17 protein-coding genes are annotated in these 15,674 nt (G+C 63.3%); 15 read left to right on the forward strand and 2 right to left on the reverse strand.

The features are described 5' to 3' along the window. From Q8O69_RS04075 to Q8O69_RS04145, 15 genes are all read left to right on the forward strand, one after another. The coding region (locus Q8O69_RS04075; RefSeq protein ID WP_305589780.1) for an aromatic amino acid lyase at positions 1–564 on the forward strand (564 nt) is incomplete at its 5' end. Then, positions 557–982 carry a thioesterase family protein gene (locus tag Q8O69_RS04080; RefSeq protein ID WP_305589782.1) on the forward strand — a complete coding sequence of 142 codons (426 nt, stop codon included), beginning with the start codon at positions 557–559 and terminating at the stop codon, positions 980–982. The genes Q8O69_RS04075 and Q8O69_RS04080, both read left to right, overlap by 8 nt. Before the next feature lie 392 nt (positions 983–1,374). Then, the gene (locus Q8O69_RS04085; RefSeq protein WP_305589784.1) at positions 1,375–2,004 is read left to right on the forward strand and encodes an outer membrane lipoprotein carrier protein LolA; all 630 of its coding nucleotides are present in this window, start codon (positions 1,375–1,377) and stop codon (positions 2,002–2,004) included. Beyond that, positions 1,994–4,360: an MMPL family transporter gene (locus Q8O69_RS04090; protein ID WP_305589786.1), complete on the forward strand. Its 2,367-nt coding sequence runs from the start codon at positions 1,994–1,996 to the stop codon at positions 4,358–4,360. The genes Q8O69_RS04085 and Q8O69_RS04090 overlap by 11 nt, the downstream gene beginning before the upstream one ends. Next, positions 4,357–5,508, forward strand: coding sequence for a sodium:proton antiporter (locus tag Q8O69_RS04095; protein ID WP_305589788.1), 1,152 nt, complete (start codon positions 4,357–4,359; stop codon positions 5,506–5,508). Before Q8O69_RS04090 ends, Q8O69_RS04095 begins: the two co-directional genes overlap by 4 nt. Continuing rightward, complete coding sequence (locus Q8O69_RS04100) at positions 5,495–6,742, forward strand: NAD(P)/FAD-dependent oxidoreductase (protein ID WP_305589790.1); 1,248 nt, start codon at positions 5,495–5,497, stop codon at positions 6,740–6,742. Before Q8O69_RS04095 ends, Q8O69_RS04100 begins: the two co-directional genes overlap by 14 nt. A gap of 8 nt (positions 6,743–6,750) precedes the next feature. Then, the gene (locus Q8O69_RS04105; RefSeq protein ID WP_305589792.1) at positions 6,751–7,479 is read left to right on the forward strand and encodes a class I SAM-dependent methyltransferase; all 729 of its coding nucleotides are present in this window, start codon (positions 6,751–6,753) and stop codon (positions 7,477–7,479) included. Then, positions 7,476–7,976 carry a DUF3261 domain-containing protein gene (locus Q8O69_RS04110; protein ID WP_305589794.1) on the forward strand — a complete coding sequence of 167 codons (501 nt, stop codon included), beginning with the start codon at positions 7,476–7,478 and terminating at the stop codon, positions 7,974–7,976. The genes Q8O69_RS04105 and Q8O69_RS04110 overlap by 4 nt, the downstream gene beginning before the upstream one ends. Then, positions 7,976–9,208, forward strand: coding sequence for a beta-ketoacyl-[acyl-carrier-protein] synthase family protein (locus Q8O69_RS04115; protein WP_305589796.1), 1,233 nt, complete (start codon positions 7,976–7,978; stop codon positions 9,206–9,208). Before Q8O69_RS04110 ends, Q8O69_RS04115 begins: the two co-directional genes overlap by 1 nt. Continuing rightward, positions 9,205–9,669, forward strand: coding sequence for a hotdog family protein (locus tag Q8O69_RS04120; RefSeq protein ID WP_275960465.1), 465 nt, complete (start codon positions 9,205–9,207; stop codon positions 9,667–9,669). Before Q8O69_RS04115 ends, Q8O69_RS04120 begins: the two co-directional genes overlap by 4 nt. Positions 9,670–9,683: 14 nt before the next feature. Then, positions 9,684–10,412 carry a 3-oxoacyl-ACP reductase FabG gene (gene fabG, locus Q8O69_RS04125; protein ID WP_305589898.1) on the forward strand — a complete coding sequence of 243 codons (729 nt, stop codon included), beginning with the start codon at positions 9,684–9,686 and terminating at the stop codon, positions 10,410–10,412. Beyond that, positions 10,412–11,647 carry a beta-ketoacyl-ACP synthase gene (locus tag Q8O69_RS04130; protein WP_305589798.1) on the forward strand — a complete coding sequence of 412 codons (1,236 nt, stop codon included), beginning with the start codon at positions 10,412–10,414 and terminating at the stop codon, positions 11,645–11,647. The genes fabG and Q8O69_RS04130 overlap by 1 nt, the downstream gene beginning before the upstream one ends. Positions 11,648–11,669: 22 nt before the next feature. Next, positions 11,670–12,074 carry a hypothetical protein gene (locus Q8O69_RS04135; protein ID WP_305589800.1) on the forward strand — a complete coding sequence of 135 codons (405 nt, stop codon included), beginning with the start codon at positions 11,670–11,672 and terminating at the stop codon, positions 12,072–12,074. Between the two features lie 23 nt (positions 12,075–12,097). Further along, positions 12,098–12,541, forward strand: coding sequence for an excinuclease (locus Q8O69_RS04140; protein ID WP_275960462.1), 444 nt, complete (start codon positions 12,098–12,100; stop codon positions 12,539–12,541). Beyond that, positions 12,531–12,860 carry a cytochrome c gene (locus Q8O69_RS04145; protein WP_305589802.1) on the forward strand — a complete coding sequence of 110 codons (330 nt, stop codon included), beginning with the start codon at positions 12,531–12,533 and terminating at the stop codon, positions 12,858–12,860. The genes Q8O69_RS04140 and Q8O69_RS04145 overlap by 11 nt, the downstream gene beginning before the upstream one ends. 116 nt (positions 12,861–12,976) lie before the next feature. On the opposite strand, the gene hemE is transcribed toward Q8O69_RS04145, so the two are convergent. Continuing rightward, the gene (gene hemE / locus Q8O69_RS04150; RefSeq protein ID WP_305589804.1) at positions 12,977–14,044 is read right to left on the reverse strand and encodes a uroporphyrinogen decarboxylase; all 1,068 of its coding nucleotides are present in this window, start codon (positions 14,042–14,044) and stop codon (positions 12,977–12,979) included. 204 nt (positions 14,045–14,248) lie between these two features. Next, positions 14,249–15,667, reverse strand: coding sequence for an FAD-dependent oxidoreductase (locus Q8O69_RS04155; RefSeq protein WP_305589806.1), 1,419 nt, complete (start codon positions 15,665–15,667; stop codon positions 14,249–14,251). Positions 15,668–15,674: the final 7 nt, after the last annotated feature.

Consider the following 15,674-nt stretch of genomic DNA (forward strand, 5'->3'; position numbering starts at 1 on the left):
GTGCTGCACGGCGGGCACTTCTACGGCGGGCATATCGCCTTCGCCATGGACAGCCTGAAGAACCTGGTGGGCAACGTCGCCGACCTGCTCGACCGCCAGCTCGCCCTGCTGGTCGACACCCGCTATAACCACGGCCTGCCGAGCAACCTGTCCGGCGCGCCGAGCGTCAGCGCGATGATCAACCACGGCTTCAAGGCCGTGCAGATCGGCACCAGCGCCTGGACCGCCGAAGCGTTGAAAAACACCATGCCGGCCAGCGTGTTCTCGCGCTCCACCGAATGCCACAACCAGGACAAGGTGAGCATGGGCACCATCGCCGCCCGCGACGCCCTGCGCAGCCTGGAGCTGACCGAACAGGTCGCCGCCGCCACTCTGCTGGCCGCCAACCAGGGCGTGTGGCTGCGTCAGCGCGACGGCAAGAACGACATTCCCGCACCGGTTGCCGCCATGCGTGAACAGCTGGCCGTGGACTTCCACCCGGTGATTGAAGACCGCGCCCTGGAAGCCGAGCTGCGCCTGTGCCTGGTGCGCATCCGCGAACAGCACTGGAGGCTCTATGCGTAGCAAAGGCGTATTGCAGGCGGAAATCGAACTGCAGGTGCCGTTCTTCGACGTCGACATGATGGAAGTGGTCTGGCACGGCCATTACGTCAAATACTTCGAAGAGGCGCGCTGCGCCCTGCTCGACAAGCTTGGCCACAACTATGTGCAGATGCGCGACGCCGGCTACGCCTGGCCGGTGATCGACCTGCAGCTGCGCTATATCCGTGGCGCGCAGTTCGGCCAGAAGATTATCGTGCGCGCCGACCTGGTGGAGTGGGAGAACCGCCTGAAGATCAACTATCTGATCAGCGATGCCGCAACCGGCGAGCGCATGACCCGTGGCAGCAGCGTGCAAGTGGCGGTGGAAATCGCCACCCGCGAGATGCAGTTTGCTTCACCCAAAGTGCTGATCGACGCCGTTGAGAAGGTGCTGGCGTGAACAGTCTTTGGGCCGGGTTAAGCCGCGCACTCAACCCCGTAGGTTGGGTTGAGCTTTGCGATACCCAACGCGGTGTTTTGGGAACTGTGTTTGCTAACCGGTTTCGTCCTGTCGGACGAGTTACTTTCTCTTTGCGCGCGCAAAGAGAAAGTAACCAAAGAGAAAGCGCGCCCCACATCCGGGTCTCGCTACGCTCGACTTCCCTCGCTCCATCCCTGCTCCAGGGGCACGCTGCGAAGGGCCATCCCTGGCCCATCGCAGCTCTCGCGGCATCCATGCCGCTCACCCCCTTACACAGGGATTCCACTCGGCCTCCTGAGGGGACCCCAAGTCCTGGCCCGACTGGTATCGTCCAAGTTTTATTACTGCGTTGGCATAACCTCGTAGCCCGGATGAAATCCGGGGAGCGTTCTCCGACCTTACACCGCTCCCGGATTGCATCCGGGCTACTGCTACTCCTGCTTCTGACACCGAGAACTTACGCCTTCGACCTCGACCAACTCAGCGCCCAGCTGGCCAAGCCGGCCGTGGTCCGTGGCCCGCTGATTCAGGAAAAGCACCTGCGCGCCCTGCCGCAGCCGCTGACCAGTCGCGGTCAATTCGTGCTGAGTCGCGACCTCGGCCTGCTCTGGCAGCTGAAAAGCCCGCTGAAGCAGGATTACCGCATCGACGGCCAGGGCATCGCCAAACGCACACCCAGCGGCTGGCAACAGCAACCCGGCCAGGATGTCGCCGCCCAGCAGAGCCGGCTGTTTCTCGCCGTGCTCAAGGGCGACCATAGCGGCCTGTCCAAAGATTTCCAGCTGCAACTGAGTGGCACGGCCGAGGCCTGGCAACTGCGTCTGGTACCGAATTCGCTGTTGCTCAAGCAGATTTTCAGCCGCATCCAGATCGACGGAGGCGCGCTGGTGCAGCGCATCGAGCTGCATGAAACCCAGGGCGACCACAGCGTGCTGCGCTTGCCGGAAAGCCAGGCCGGCGATGCCTTGACTGAGCAGGAGCAACGCGACTTTGCCCAGTGAACGCTGGCTGCCGCGCGGCTTTCTGCTGCTGCTCGCCGCCCTGCTGGCGCTCGCCGCCTGGCAGTGGCGGGGCGGCCCGCCCGTCGCGGCAGATATGCTTGCGCTGTTGCCGGCCGGTAGCGGCGACGCCCTGGTGCAGCAGGCCGAGCAACGTATGCAGGAGCCGCTCAATCGCGACCTGTTGCTGTTGATTGGCCACCCGCAGCGCGACCAGGCGATTGCCCTGGCGCAGCAGGTTGGCGAGCAGTGGCGCGACAGCGGGCGCTTCGCCCAGGTGCAGTGGAGCGTCGACAGCGACCTCGCGGCACTGCGCGATTACCTGCGCAGCAACCGTCTGGCCCTGCTGCCAACGGCGGATCGCCAGCTGTTGCTGGAACAGCCGCAACAACTGATCGAACAACGCGCCGCCCAGCTGTTCGACACCTTCGCCGGTTTCAGCCTGCTGCCCATCGAGCAGGATTGGCTGGGCCTTGGCGTGCGCGCGCAGCAGGCGCTGAATCCCGGCAGCCGCATCCAGGCCGACCTGAGCAGCGGCGCACTGCTGCTGGAAGAACCGGGCATGACCTGGGCCCTGCTGCGCGCCAGCGCCCAGGGCAGCGCCTTCGATATGCAGGAGCCGCCGCTGATAGCTGCCCAAGTCTCCGCTACCCGTTCACAGATCGAAACCGCCGGCGGCCAACTGCTGGCGGCGGGCGGTGTGTTGTACGCCGCCGCCGGGCAGGCCAAGGCCACCCGCGAGATCAGCCTGATTGGCGGCGGGGCCACCCTCGGCACCTTGCTGCTGTTGTTGCTGGCCTTCCGCCGCGTGCGGGTGCTGGTCAGCCTGTTGCCGATTGGCATGGCCCTGCTCGCCGGCTGCACCGCCTGTGTACTGGTGTTCGGTCAGATCAACGCCCTGACCCTGGTGCTGGGCGCCAGTCTGGTCGGGGTTGCCGCCGACTATCCGCAACACTATTTAAGTAAGAGCTGGAGCAAAAGCTGGAACAACGCCGAGGGCGCAGACGGCTGGAGCAGCTGGGGCGCACTGCGCGCCACCCTGCCGGGCCTGAGCCTGAGCCTGGGCACCAACCTGATCGGCTACCTAGCGCTGGCCTTTACTCCATTTCCGGCGCTGACCCAGGTCGCGCTGTTCTCCGCCACCGGGCTGATTGCCGCCTATCTGTGCTCGGTCTGCCTGCTGCCGGCCTGGCTGCGTGGCCTGCGTCTCAACCCATCACCGCAGCTGCTGAGCTTTAGCCAAGGCCTGCTGGCCGGTCGGGCCCGCCTGCTGGCCAAGATCGGCAGCGCGCCGCTGCTGGCATTACTCCTGCTGTTCTGCGCCGGCGGACTGTGGCAGCTGCATACGCAGAATGATCTGCGCCAATGGCTGGGCAAAGAACCCGATTTACTGCATGAAGCCCAGCGTATCGCCGAGCTGACCGGCCAGCAGCCCACCAGCCAGTTCTTTCTGGTGCGCGCCGCTAACCCGCAGCAATTGCTGGAACGCCAAGCGGAGCTGAGCCAGCGTCTGGATCAGGTGGTGCAGAACGGTCAGTTGCGTGACTACCGCGCCCTAAGCCAACTGGTCGCCCCGGATAGCCAGCTGCAGGAGCTGCGCGCCGCGCTGGGCGCATTGCCGCAGCACTGGCAGCCCCTGCTCGCCCTGGGTATCCCGCCGGCCGCATTGCACAGCGAACTGCTGGAGCTGCAACAGAACGATCAGGCGAGCCTGGAACAAGCCCTGGCCAGCCCCCTGGGCGAGGCCTGGCGACCGCTATGGCTGGGCTCTCATAGCAAGAACGGGGCAGATGGCGTGGCCGGACTGATCAGCCTGCAGGGGCTCAGTAACAGCGCCGAACTCAAACCGCTGGTCGAGGGCCTGCCCGGAGTACAGCTGGTGGATCGAATCAGCGAACTCAACGCACTGTTTAGCGCCACCCAACTTAGCGCCGCAGAACTGAAACTGCTGTCCTCAATCGCCATCCTGTTGCTGCTGTGCCTGCCCTTCGGCCTCGGCGGCGCGCTGCGGGTGGTCTGCCTGCCGCTGCTGGCGGCGCTAGCGGCGCTGGCCTGCCTCGGTTGGCTGGGCCAGCCGCTAACCCTGTTCAGCCTGTTCGGTTTACTGTTGATCACCGCCATCGGCGTCGATTACGCCATCCTGATGCGCGAAAACATCGGCGGGCCAGCGGTCAGCCTGCTCGGCACCCTGCTCTCGGCGCTGACCAGCTGGCTGTCGTTCGGCCTGCTGCTGATCAGCGACACCCCGGCGATTGCCAACTTCGGCCTGGCGATCAGCCTTGGTCTGCTGTTCTGCTTTCTGCTCGCGCCCTGGGCTGGCACCCGGCAAGCCACAGCTAACCAGGCGCAAATGACATGACCATCGCCCTGGCCTGGTTGGCGCTGCTCGCACTCTTTGCTCTGGTGACCTTACTGGGCAAACGCCTGCGCCTGATCCCGATTGTCAGCCAATTGCTGCTGGCTACCTTGGGCCTGCCGCTGCTGATGCTATGGACCACGCCACTGGGCTTCGGCGCCAGCGAACTGCTCGCACCGCTGTGGCTTGAGCCCTTGTATGGGGTGGCCTTCTGCCTGTTGCTCGGGCATATCCTCAGTGATGTGGTTGATCTGCAACTGGAGCCGGGCAGCCTGCAGATCGCCCTGCCGAGCTTCTTTATCCCCTTCTTCTGCGGCCTGGCCTGCGCGGTCTGGCTGCTGCCAGCGCAAGGCCTGCTGGCCGATATTGCCGTGGGCCTGCTGTTTGCCCTGACCGCCATTCCGGTGCTGTTTCTCTACCTGCAGCACCTCGGCTACCCGGTGGCCAAGATCCGCCAGTTGCTGCAAGCGGCGATCATCATGGATTTGCTGTGCTGGCTGATATTCGGCCTGGCCCAAGGCAGCAGCGATCCGGCCACCCTGCTCTGGCCCCTGCTGGCCGCCGCCCTGCCGCTGCTGCTAAAGCTGCTGCCGCTGCGCTCGGCGCGACTCAATGGCAGCTGCTTTCTCGCCCTGCTGCTGTTGATGCAGCAACTGCACCTGAATGCCCTGGTGTTTGGCATCGCCTACCTGCTGCTGCTCACCGCCCTGCGCCTGCCTTTGCGCCTGCCGCTACCCGCCGGCCTGCTGCGCTGGCTGCAAACCTGGCTGGCGGTGCCGCTGATTCTGGCCTTCGGCCTGCTGCAGATCGACTGGCACGACGCCTGGCTGGGGTATTCCGCCTGGCAGTTCGGCGCGTTGTTGTTGCTGCCAATCATCAGCAAACTGGCCGGCAACTGGCTGGGCCTGAGCTGGGCCGCCGGGCAGCTGCGCGCCTATGCTGGGCAGTGGCGCGAAAGCCTGCTGTTGAATACCCGCGGCCTGACTGAAATCATCTTTCTCAATCTGCTGCTGCAACAGCAGATAATCAGCCCGGCGCTGTATTTCGCCCTGATGCTGATGGGCCTGATCTCGACCCTGTTACCGGCCCTGGCCGGTGCTTACCCACACGCCGCCAAGCATGAGGCAAGAAGCCGCTATGAAGTCTCTTGAAGTCGAACAACGCCAAGTCGTAGTGATAGGTGCCGGCCCGTCCGGGGCGATTGCCGCAGCGCTGCTCAAGCGCAACGGCCATGACGTGCTGGTGCTGGAGCGCCAACGCTTCCCGCGCTTCTCGATTGGCGAGAGCCTGCTGTCGCATTGCCTGGACTTCGTCGAAGAAGCCGGGATGCTCGACGCCGTGCGTGCGGCGGGCTTCCAGACCAAGCATGGTGCGGCCTTTGGCTGGGGCGAGCGGTATACCGAATTCGATTTCCGCGACACCTTCACCAAAGGCCAGGGCTCGACCTATCAGGTGCTGCGCGCCGACTTCGACAAACTGCTGGCCGACCAGGCCGAATTGCAGGGCGTGGAAATCCGCTATGAAGAGGAAATCTTCGCCGTCGACTTCAGCTGTGACTGCCCGCGCCTGAGCGTGCGACGCCTGGCCGATGGCCACGAATACCAGGTGGAGTGCGCCTTCGTCCTCGACGGCAGCGGCTATGGCCGCGTGCTGCCGCGCCTGCTCGACCTCGATACACCGTCGAACTTCCCGGTGCGCCAGGCGGTGTTTACCCACGTCGAAGACCGTAGCGAAGGCAGCGGTTTCGACCGCGAGAAGATTCTGATCACCACCCACCCGACCCTGCGCGATGTGTGGTTCTGGACCATCCCGTTCAGCAACGGCCGCTGCTCGGTGGGTGTGGTCGCCGATGCCACCCGCTATCAGGGTCGCCCGGAAGATCTGGACGCCTGCCTTAAGCAATTTATCGAAGAGACGCCCAGCCTGCACAAGGTGCTGAAGAATGCCGTGTGGGACACCCCGGCGCGCACCATCGGCGGCTACTCGGCCAACGTGAAAACCCTGCACGGCCCAGGCTTTGCCCTGCTCGGCAACGCGGCGGAATTCCTCGACCCGGTGTTCAGCTCGGGCGTGACCATTGCCATGCGTTCGGCGAGCATGGCCGCCGGCGTTCTGCACCGCCAGCTCAGCGGCGAGACAGTGGACTGGGAAAATGAATTCGCCATCCCACTCAAGCGCGGCGTCGACACCTTCCGCGTGTATGTCGAGGGCTGGTACGACGGCAGCTTCCAGGACGTGATCTATTTCGAGAAGGCCCAACCGGAAATCCGCCGGATGATCAGCTCGATCCTCGCCGGCTACGCCTGGGATGAGAAAAACCCCTATGTCGCCGAACCGAAGCGGCGCCTGCGGGTGCTCGCCGAACTCTGCGCCACTAGTCAATAAGGATATTTATGAGCAACCCGGCCGCCACCTACGTCGAGGAAACCCGCTTCGGCTTCTGGTTCTTGCAGAGCCACGTCTGGCAACACCATGTGTTGCGCGTGGCGATCAATGATCTGCGCGGTCTGTTCGCCGGCCCGTTGCCAGAAGCGCCGGTGCTGCTGGATGCCGGCTGCGGTCAGGGCAAGTCCTTCGGTCTGCTCGCCGAGGCGTTCAAACCGGCGCGGATAATCGGCCTGGATGCCGACCCGCACAGCCTTGACTGCTCGCGTGCCGAGGCCGAGCGTCTGGGCCTGGATGTGCAGCTGATCGCCAGCGACTGCGCGGCCATCGACCTGCCGGATGCCAGCGTCGACCTGCTGTTCTGCCACCAGACCTTCCACCACCTAGTCGAGCAGGAACAGGCCCTGGCCGAGTTCTGGCGCGTGCTCAAGCCGGGCGGGCGTTTGCTGTTCGCCGAATCCACCCAGTACTACATCGACACCTGGGTAATCCGCTGGCTGTTCCGCCACCCGATGCATGTGCAGAAAAGCGCAGAAGGCTATCTGGCTATGTTGCGCGACCAAGGCTTCGCGTTCGACGCCAACAATGTCTCCTACCCCTACCTGTGGTGGAGCCGCTCCAAGGACTTCGGCCTGCTGGAACGCTGGGGGCTGTTAAAGCCCAAGCCGGTCGGCCAACGCAATGAAACCCTGGTCAATGTGGTGGCGCGCAAGCCGCTGGAGGCAACTCCGGCATGAGACGCCTCATCCTGCTCGGCATCGTCCTGCTGCTCAGCGCCTGCGCCACCCGCACGCCGCTGCCGCTAAGTGCGCCAACCTTCGGTGCGCCACTGCCGGCCGCGCTGCGCGTCGAACGCCAACAAGGCGACGATCAACAGACCTGGTGGCTGGTGGTGCAGGCCGAGCAATCGGCACTGCGCTGGTCGCTGTTCGATCCACTCGGCGTGCCTCTGGCGCGGCAACTGCTGGAGGATGGCCAGTGGCGAGCCGATGGCCTGCTGCCGCCCAATAGCGAGGCGCAGGAACTGTTCGCCGCCCTGCTGTTCGCTCTCACCCCGATCGACAAGCTGCCCGCCAGCTATGCGCCGGATACCTGGCAGCAACTGGCCGACGGTCAGCGCCGGCTTTATCCGCACTGGCTGATCGACTACCACGCGCCGCTGGATTTCACTCTGAGCCAGGGCCAGGCGCTGAGTTACCGGGTCTACGCGCTCGCCGACGAAGAGATTCCCTGATGCCGGTTTACCTCAACGCACTGGGCCTTAACTGTGCCCTCGGCCAAGGCAAGCAGGCAGTGGCGACAGCGCTGTTTGCCGGCGATAGCAGCGGCATGCAAGCGCAAACCGGCTGGGTGGCCGAGCGCGCGCTGACCGTCGGTGCCGTGCCGGGCAGCCTGCCGGAGTTACCCGATTTGCCGGGTCATCCGCCGAGCCGCAATAACCAGTTGCTGCTGGCGGCCGCGCTGGAGATCGAACCTGAGCTGCGCGCCGCCATCGCCCGTTTCGGCGCCGAGCGGATCGCCGTGGTACTCGGCACCAGCACCTCGGGCATTGAAGAAGCCAGTCAGAGCATCGCCACCTATCTCAACGAGGGCGAGTTGCCGGCGCATTATCACTACGCCCAGCAGGAACTGGCTGAACCGGCAAACTTTCTCAGTGACTGGCTGGGTTTGAGCGGACCGTGCTTCAGCATTTCCACCGCCTGTACATCGGGCGCGCGGGCGCTGCTTAGCGCTCAGCGCCTGCTGAATCTGGGCGTGTGCGATGCAGTGATCTGCGGCGGCGTGGACAGCCTGTGTCGCCTGACCCTGAACGGCTTTTCCGCCCTGGAAGCGGTCTCGGCTGAGCGCTGCAACCCGTTCTCAGTCAATCGCCACGGCATCAATATCGGCGAAGGCGCGGCGCTGTTCTTAATGACTAAAGAGCCAATGACCAGAGAGCCGCTAGGTGGCGCAGCCGCCATACCAATCACCCTGCTTGGCGGCGGCGCCTGCTCCGATGCCCACCATATTTCCGCACCGCAGCCCGATGGCCTTGGTGCCCAGGCGGCCATGCGCAAAGCCCTGGCTGCGGCCGGAATCAGCGCTGATCAGGTCGATTACCTGAACCTGCATGGCACCGCTACGACCCACAACGACGCAATGGAAAGTCAGGCTGTGCAGGCGGTCTTCCCAAGTGGCGTGGCCTGCTCCTCCAGCAAGCCCATGGTCGGCCATACACTCGGCGCAGCCGGTGCGCTGGAAGCCGCCTTCTGCTGGCTGACCTTGAGCGCATACAACCCGGATCAGTTGCTGCCGCCGCACTTGTGGGACGGCCAGGCTGACCCGGCCCTGCCAACGCTGAATCTGGTACAGCCCGGAACCCGCCTGAGCAATAGCCGCCCGCGCCGGCTAATGAGCAACTCCTTCGCCTTTGGCGGCAACAATATCAGCCTGCTTCTCGCTGAAGCGCCAGGAGAACAGCTATGAGCCAATGGCCAATCGCCGAACTGATTCCTCACGCTGCTGACATGATCCTGATCGACCAGGTGCTGCGCTTTGGCGACGAGGACATCGAAACCCAGCTGACCATCCGCCACGGTGGCCTGTTCAACCTGGAAGACGGCAGCCTGCCGGCCTGGGTTGGCATCGAACTGATGGCGCAGAGCGTCGCCGCATACGCAGGCTGCCAGGCGCGCCTGCGCGGCGAGCCGGTGGAGTTGGGCTTTCTGCTGGGCACACGCAAGTACGAGTGCAATGTCGAACGCTTCCCAGCAGGCGCAGAGCTGCATATCCATGCGAGCCGCTCGCTGCAGGATGACAACGGCATGGGCGTGTTCGAATGCCAGCTGCGCGGCCCCGGCATCGAGGCCCTGGCCCGCCTTAACGTATTCCGTCCACCCCAGGTGGCCAGCTATCTTCAGGAAGAATTTGAGGGAACGCAGCCATGAGCGAAAGCAAAGCCATAAGCGAAACCATTCTGGTCACCGGTTCCAGCCGTGGCATCGGCCGGGCGATTGCCCTGCGTCTGGCCAAGGGCGGCTATGACATCGTGCTGCATTGCCGCGCCCGCCGCGAAGAAGCCGAAGCGGTGCAGGCGCAGATTCTTGAGCTGGGCCAGCAGGCGCGCATCCTGCAATTCGACGTATCCGACCGCGCCGCCTGCCGCGCCGCGCTGGAAGCCGATGTCGAGCAGCACGGTGCCTATTATGGGGTCGTGTGTAATGCAGGATTGACCCGCGACGGCGCCTTTCCGGCGCTGAGCGAAGAGGACTGGGACATCGTCATGCGCACCAATCTGGACGGTTTCTATAACGTGCTGCATCCGCTAACCATGCCCATGGTGCGGCGGCGCAAGGCCGGACGCATCGTCTGCATCACCTCGGTGTCAGGGCTGATCGGCAACCGAGGCCAGGTCAACTACAGCGCCTCCAAGGCCGGCATTATCGGCGCGGCCAAGGCCTTGGCGATTGAGCTGGGCAAGCGCAAGATCACGGTCAACTGCGTGGCCCCGGGGCTGATCGACACCGAGATTCTCGATGCCGATGTGCCAATCGAGGAAATCCTCAAGATGGTGCCGGCGCAGCGCATGGGCACCCCGGAAGAAGTGGCCGGCGCGGTGAATTTTCTGATGTCCGAGGAGGCGGCCTACATTACCCGCCAGGTCCTCGCGGTGAACGGTGGGTTGTGCTGATGAACGGATGCAAACGGGTGGTAGTCACCGGCATGGCCGGCGTGACCTCGCTGGGCAGCGACTGGCCGACCATTGAAGCGAACTTCAAGGCCGGCAAGAGCGGCATCCGATATATGCACGAGTGGGACAGGTTCAGCGAGCTGAACACCCGCCTCGGCGGCCCGGTGGATGACTTCGTGCAACCCAAGCACTGGAACCGCAAGCAGACCCGCAGCATGGGTCGCGTCTCCAAGCTGGTGGTGTACGCCGCCGAGCGCGCGCTGGAACATGCCGGCCTGCTCGGCGACGAGTCGATCAAGGACGGCCGTATGGGCGTGGCCTGCGGCTCCTCCACCGGTAGCACCGATGAGATCAAGGCGTTCGGCAATATGCTGCTCAACTCGGTGGCCGATGGCCTGAATGCCAACTCCTACATCCGCATGATGCCGCACACCACGGCGGCCAATATCAGCATCTTCTTCGGCCTCAAGGGTCGCCTGATCCCCACCTCCAGCGCCTGCACCAGCGGCAGCCAGGGCATCGGCTACGCCTATGAAGCGATCAAGTTCGGCCGCCTGCCAATGATGCTCGCCGGTGGTGCCGAGGAGCTGTGCCCGACCGAGGCCATGGTCTTCGATGCGCTGTACGCCACCAGCCTGAAAAACGATGCCCCACACACCTCGCCGCGTCCCTACGACAGCGGCCGCGATGGTCTGGTGATCGGCGAAGGTGCCGGCATTCTGGTACTCGAAGAACTGAAACACGCACTGGCCCGTGGCGCGACCATCCACGCCGAAATCGTCGGTTTTGGCTGCAACTCAGACGGCCAGCACGCCACCAAACCGGTACAGGCGACCATGCGCGGGGCAATGGAACTGGCGCTGCAGGATGCCGGTTTACAACCCTCCGCCATCGGCTACGTCAACGGCCACGGCACCGCCACCGACCAGGGCGATGTGGCGGAAACCCAGGCCACTCAGGAACTGTTCGGCAGCCAGATGCCGATCAGCTCGCAGAAGAGCTACTTCGGCCACACCCTGGGCGCCTGCGGCGCGCTGGAGTCCTGGTTCAGCATCGAAATGATGAACGCAGACAGCTATGTGCCGACCCTGAACCTGGACGAGATAGACCCGGCCTGCGGCGAGCTGGACTACCTGCGCGGTGAATTCCGCCAGATGAGCCACCAGTACGTGATGAATAACAACTTCGCCTTTGGCGGGGTGAATACCTCGCTGATCTTCAAGCGCTGGACTTAAACCACTGGACAAGGAGTCCACCATGTACCGCTTCACTAAGCTGCTGCTCATCAGCCTTGCTATCGTTTCTTTGCTGGCCTGTAGTCGGGTTCAGCCGATCCGCGAAATTCATCAGCCAGTGCCTCTCGCCAACTACAACGGCGACTTTCATCAAATCCTGCTGCAAGCGCTGGCGCACGGTAACTGGGTGGTAGAACAGGATCGACCCCAGCAAATCCTCGCGCGCATCGACTTTCGCGGGCACAGCGCCTCTATTACCCTTAATTACAGTGCGACGCGCTATGACATTCTGTACCGCGACAGCGAAAAGCTACGCTATGCAGATGGCAAGATTCACAAGCGCTATAACGCCTTGGTGAAACGCTTGCACGGCTTGACCCAGCACTATATGAAACTGTCGATCAATCCTGAGCCAAGCAGCTCATAAGCATAAGAACCACGGAGGTCACCATGAAATTGCGCCACCTACTCGTCGCTGTTGCCTGCTTCGCGGCACTGCCGAGCATCAGCCAAGCCCGTGACACTACCCACTTTCTGCCGTTCGAGGCCGCTGTGCAGGAAGCTCTCAACGCCGGCCGCCTCGACGGCAGCGTGAAGTTCTACCTGGCGGGCAACAAACCGGCCGGTGCAGTCAGCGTGATCAAATCCGGCGTCACCACCAGCCAGAAGACCAACGCTTTCAACAAGAGCGATGAAGCCGCCTGCAGCTGGGCCCTGCAATCCGCGCTGATCCGCTTCCAGAACGCCGCCAAGGCTGCCGGCGCCAATGCCGTGGTCGACCTGGCCAGCAACTACAAGAACATCGAGTACAAGGACAGCCAGAAGTACGAATGCCACGCCGGCGCGGTGATGGCGGGCGTAGCTCTCAAGGGAAACCTGGCCAATGTCAAATAAGCCAGCGCTGCTTGGCCTGCTCGCTGCGCTGACTCTGCTCGCCAGCCTGCCCGCGCTGGCCGAAGTGGATGGCCAGCAGCTGTACCGTCAGCACTGCGCCAAATGCCACGCCGAAGACGGTCGCGCCAACACCATGCGCGGCTGGCTGTACTTTGCGCAGAACCTGAGCAAAGCCAAGTGGCAGGACAACAACAGCGACAACGACATCCTCGAAGCCATTCAGGAAGGCCCAGGCGCCATGCCCGGCTACGCTGACAAACTCAGCGAAGCCGAACAGCTGGCGCTGGTAAGGGCAGTGCGCGATTTGCGTAAGCCCTAAGCAACACCCAGAAAAACTAAGGCCGCATTAGCGGCCTTAGTTTTATCTGCACACCTGTAGGAGCACGCCATGCGTGCGATTCGCGGGCATGGCCCGCTCCTACGAGCCTGTGTTTCTCAGATGTGGTACTGCGCGGACAATTCATGCACCGCTTCGAAGAACGCACCCGCGTGGGCTGGATTAACTTCCGGGGTGATGCCGTGGCCGAGGTTGAACACCTGGCCGCTGCCATGACCGTAGGCGGCGAGAATACGCCCGACTTCAGCGCGGATCGCCGCCGGGTTAGCGTACAGCACGCTCGGGTCCATATTGCCTTGCAGCGCCACCTTGCTGCCGACGCGGGCGCGGGCGCTGCCGATATCGCAAGTCCAGTCCAGGCCCAGGGCTTCAGCGCCGCTGTCGGCCATGGACTCCAGCCACAGGCCGCCGCCCTTGGTGAACAGGATTACCGGCACACGGCGACCGTCGTGCTCGCGGATCAGGCCGTCGATGATCTTCTGCATATAGGCCAGGGAGAACTCCTGATAGGCCGCTGCCGACAGGCTACCGCCCCAGGAATCGAAAATCTGCACGGCCTGCGCGCCTGCCTTGATTTGCCCGTTGAGGTAGGCAGTCACCGATTGCGCCAGCTTGTCGAGCAGGGCATGCATGGCCTGCGGGTTGTCGTAGAGCATGGCCTTGGACTTGCGGAAGTCTTTGCTCGAGCCGCCTTCAACCATATAGGTGGCCAGGGTCCAGGGGCTGCCGGTGAAGCCGATCAGCGGCACGCGGCCGTTCAACTCACGGCGAATGGTGCGCACCGCGTCCATCACATAACCCAGGTCCTGCTCCGGATCGGGGATCGGCAGCGCCTCTATATCGGCCATCGAGCTGATCACCTTCTTGAAGCGCGGGCCTTCGCCGGTTTCAAAATACAGGCCCTGCCCCATGGCATCGGGGATGGTCAGGATGTCGGAGAACAGAATCGCCGCGTCCAGCTGCGGGTAACGGTCCAGCGGCTGAATGGTGACCTCACAGGCCAGCTCCGGGTTCTTCATCAGCTTGACGAAATCACCGGCCTTGGCGCGGGTGGCGCGGTACTCCGGCAGGTAACGACCGGCCTGGCGCATCATCCACACCGGGGTGACATCGACAGGTTGCTTGAGCAGAGCACGAAGGAAGCGGTCGTTCTTCAGGGCGGTCATAACAATTCCCGAAACATGGAAGGCAGCAAAAAAGTGCGGGCATTTTCGCAGACCACAAAACAAAAGGCACGGCGAGTGCCGTGCCTTTTGTCTATAGGGTCAATTTGTCGCGGGAAAACACTTCTGTGGGAGGGGCTTCAGCCGCGATGCCGCCGATTTAAAGCGCGCGGCTAAAGCCCCCTCCCACAGGTACCGCGTAGTAGCTTAGACCCCGAGGTAATCCAAGATGCCTTCGGCGGCATTACGGCCTTCGAAGATCGCCGTCACCACCAGGTCGGAACCGCGAACCATATCGCCACCAGCGAAGATCTTCGGGTTGCTGGTCTGGTGCTTAAACTGGCTCTGCTCTGGCGCTACCACGCGGCCTTGGCTGTCGGTTTCGATCGTGAAATCGCTGAACCAGGCAGCCGGGCTTGGACGGAAACCGAAGGCAATCAGCACGGCTTCCGCCGGGATGATTTCCTCGGAACCGGGAATCGGCTCAGGGCTGCGACGGCCACGGGCATCCGGCTCGCCGAGACGGGTCTCGACCACTTTCACGCCTTCAACCTTGTCTTCACCAACGATGGCGATGGGCTGACGGTTGAAGAGGAATTTCACCCCTTCTTCCTTGGCGTTCTTCACTTCCTTGCGCGAGCCCGGCATGTTCTCTTCGTCGCGGCGATAGGCGCAGGTCACCGACTTGGCGCCCTGGCGAATCGAGGTACGGTTGCAGTCCATCGCGGTGTCGCCGCCGCCGAGGACGACGATGCGCTTGCCCTTCATGTCGATAAAGTCTTCCGCGTTCTTCTCGAAACCGAGGTTGCGGTTGACGTTGGCGATCAGGAAATCCAGCGCATCGGTGACGCCCGGCAGGTCTTCACCGGGGAAGCCGCCCTTCATATAGGTGTAGGTGCCCATGCCCATGAACACGGCATCGTATTCATCCAGCAGCTGCTGCATGGTGATGTCTGTGCCGATCTCGGTGTTCAGGCGGAACTCGACGCCCATGCCGGTGAAGACTTCGCGGCGATTGCTCAGCACGGTTTTTTCCAGCTTGAACTCGGGAATACCGAAGGTCAGCAGGCCGCCGATTTCCGGGTTCTTGTCGAACACCACCGGGGTCACGCCGTTGCGCACCAGGACGTCGGCGCAGCCCAGGCCAGCAGGACCTGCACCGATGACGGCAACGCGCTTGCCAGTTGGCACCACGCGCGACATATCTGGACGCCAGCCCATGGCGAACGCCGTATCGGTGATGTACTTCTCCACCGAGCCGATGGTCACCGCACCGAAGCCGTCGTTCAGGGTGCACGCACCCTCGCACAGACGGTCCTGCGGACACACGCGGCCACAGACTTCCGGCAGAGTATTGGTCTGGTGCGACAGTTCGGCGGCGGCGAGGATGTTGCCCTCGGACACCAGCTTGAGCCAGTTGGGAATGAAGTTGTGCACCGGGCACTTCCATTCGCAATAGGGGTTACCGCAGCCCAGGCAACGGTGTGCCTGGTCGGCGGCCTGCGCAGGCTTGAAGTTGTCGTAGATCTCGACGAATTCTTTCTTGCGCTGACGCAACAGCTTCTTCTTCGGGTCTTTGCGCCCGACATCGATGAACTGGAAGTCGTTATTCAGACGTTCAGTCATTGCAATA

The sequence above is a fragment of the Pseudomonas sp. genome, assembly GCF_030690725.1.
In the GTDB taxonomy this organism is placed as follows: Bacteria; Pseudomonadota; Gammaproteobacteria; order Pseudomonadales; family Pseudomonadaceae; genus Aquipseudomonas.

Bases quoted from the DNA above. Each gene is read 5' to 3' on its own strand.
- Q8O69_RS04080 (WP_305589782.1), top strand. From the start codon at position 557: ATGCGTAGCAAAGGCGTATTGCAGGCGGAAATCGAACTGCAGGTGCCG.
- Q8O69_RS04085 (WP_305589784.1), top strand. From the start codon at position 1,375: ATGAAATCCGGGGAGCGTTCTCCGACCTTACACCGCTCCCGGATTGCA.
- Q8O69_RS04095 (WP_305589788.1), top strand. From the start codon at position 4,357: ATGACCATCGCCCTGGCCTGGTTGGCGCTGCTCGCACTCTTTGCTCTG.
- Q8O69_RS04100 (WP_305589790.1), top strand. From the start codon at position 5,495: ATGAAGTCTCTTGAAGTCGAACAACGCCAAGTCGTAGTGATAGGTGCC.
- Q8O69_RS04105 (WP_305589792.1), top strand. From the start codon at position 6,751: ATGAGCAACCCGGCCGCCACCTACGTCGAGGAAACCCGCTTCGGCTTC.
- Q8O69_RS04110 (WP_305589794.1), top strand. From the start codon at position 7,476: ATGAGACGCCTCATCCTGCTCGGCATCGTCCTGCTGCTCAGCGCCTGC.
- Q8O69_RS04115 (WP_305589796.1), top strand. From the start codon at position 7,976: ATGCCGGTTTACCTCAACGCACTGGGCCTTAACTGTGCCCTCGGCCAA.
- Q8O69_RS04120 (WP_275960465.1), top strand. From the start codon at position 9,205: ATGAGCCAATGGCCAATCGCCGAACTGATTCCTCACGCTGCTGACATG.
- Q8O69_RS04130 (WP_305589798.1), top strand. From the start codon at position 10,412: ATGAACGGATGCAAACGGGTGGTAGTCACCGGCATGGCCGGCGTGACC.
- Q8O69_RS04135 (WP_305589800.1), top strand. From the start codon at position 11,670: ATGTACCGCTTCACTAAGCTGCTGCTCATCAGCCTTGCTATCGTTTCT.
- Q8O69_RS04140 (WP_275960462.1), top strand. From the start codon at position 12,098: ATGAAATTGCGCCACCTACTCGTCGCTGTTGCCTGCTTCGCGGCACTG.
- Q8O69_RS04145 (WP_305589802.1), top strand. From the start codon at position 12,531: ATGTCAAATAAGCCAGCGCTGCTTGGCCTGCTCGCTGCGCTGACTCTG.
- hemE (WP_305589804.1), bottom strand. From the start codon at position 14,044: ATGACCGCCCTGAAGAACGACCGCTTCCTTCGTGCTCTGCTCAAGCAA.
- Q8O69_RS04155 (WP_305589806.1), bottom strand. From the start codon at position 15,667: ATGACTGAACGTCTGAATAACGACTTCCAGTTCATCGATGTCGGGCGC.